The organism is Bordetella petrii (assembly GCF_020991325.1).
Classification (GTDB): Bacteria; Pseudomonadota; Gammaproteobacteria; order Burkholderiales; family Burkholderiaceae_B; genus Bordetella_A; species Bordetella_A petrii_E.
On record NZ_JAJMLX010000505.1, the window covers coordinates 1 to 1,164 of the forward strand.

Annotated in this window: 1 protein-coding gene; it reads left to right on the plus strand. The window is 64.9% G+C overall.

The features are described from left to right. Nucleotides 1-159 precede the first annotated feature (159 nt). Nucleotides 160-1,038: a TauD/TfdA dioxygenase family protein gene (locus LPZ50_RS24980; protein WP_230665516.1), complete on the plus strand. Its 879-nt coding sequence runs from the start codon at nucleotides 160-162 to the stop codon at nucleotides 1,036-1,038. Nucleotides 1,039-1,164 lie beyond the last annotated feature (126 nt).

Below are 1,164 nucleotides of genomic sequence, written 5' to 3' on the forward strand. Positions count from 1 at the left end.
CGCATCGGGCGCGAGCTGCTGCCCGGTGCGGCGCAGCGCACCCTGGGCGAGCGCGGGCTGACGTGCAATCCGCGCCGCGTCGAAAGCGCCGCGGAACTGGAAACCTTGCTGGAGGCCGCCTGGTAACGGCGCTCTGCATTATTCAAACGGAGAGAGATCATGAACGTCGTCGAAAGCGGATACAGCCTGGGCGCGCGGGTGGAAGGCCTGGACCTGTCGCAGCCCATGGCGCCTGAGGCCTTCAAGGAAGTGGAGCAGTTGCTGGGCCGCCACGGGGTATTGAGCTTTCCCCGCCAGGCGCTGACGGCGGCGCAACTGAAAGACTACGCGCGGCAATTCGGTTCTCTGGAGGTCAATGTGGCCAACAACTACCAGGAACCCGGCATGCCCGAAGTAATGGTGCTGTCGAACATGGTCGAGAACGGCAGGCCCGTGGGCCTGGCCGATGCCGGGCAGGACTGGCATACCGATATGTCGTACAGCCGCATGATCGCGTTCACCAACATCCTGTACGGCATCAAGATCCCCATGCGCGATGGCGAACCGCTGGGGTGCACCGAGTTCTGCAACATGCATGCGGCCTACGACGAGCTGCCGGACGAACTCAAGGCCAGGCTGGACGGCATGACGGTGCTGCATGACTTCAACAAGTTCTGGGAACGCATGCGCCAGGAAAAGGGCAGTACCCGCCCGCCCCTGACCGAGGCCCAGCGGCGCGCCAAGCCGCCGGTGTCGCATCCGGTTTTCCTGACGCACCCCATCACGGGACGCAAAGTGCTGTACGCCAATCCCGGCTATTCCATGCGCATCAACGAACTGCCGCAGGATGAGAGCGACCGCATCCTGGACTACCTGTTCCAGCACCAGTTGCAGGACAAATTCCGCTACCGGCATCGCTGGAGCGTGGGCGACGTGCTGATGTGGGACAACATGGGCACCATCCACAACGCCGTGGCGGACTATGCCCCGCACGAGCACCGGCTGATCAAGCGCTGCCAGGTCATGGCCGATCGCTACTTCGGCGAGGCGGCGCCATGAAGCTGGTCAGCTACCTGAATATGCAGGGCCACCCCTCGGTGGGGGCGGTGCGCGAAGGCCGCGTGCACGACCTGGGCGCTTGGCTGGACGGCGTGGCGCCAGATGCCGCCGCGCTGGCGTGCCTGG

What these genes read in the sequence shown, in the direction of transcription:
- LPZ50_RS24980 (WP_230665516.1), top strand. Translation starts at nt 160, where the DNA reads ATGAACGTCGTCGAAAGCGGATACAGCCTGGGCGCGCGGGTGGAAGGC.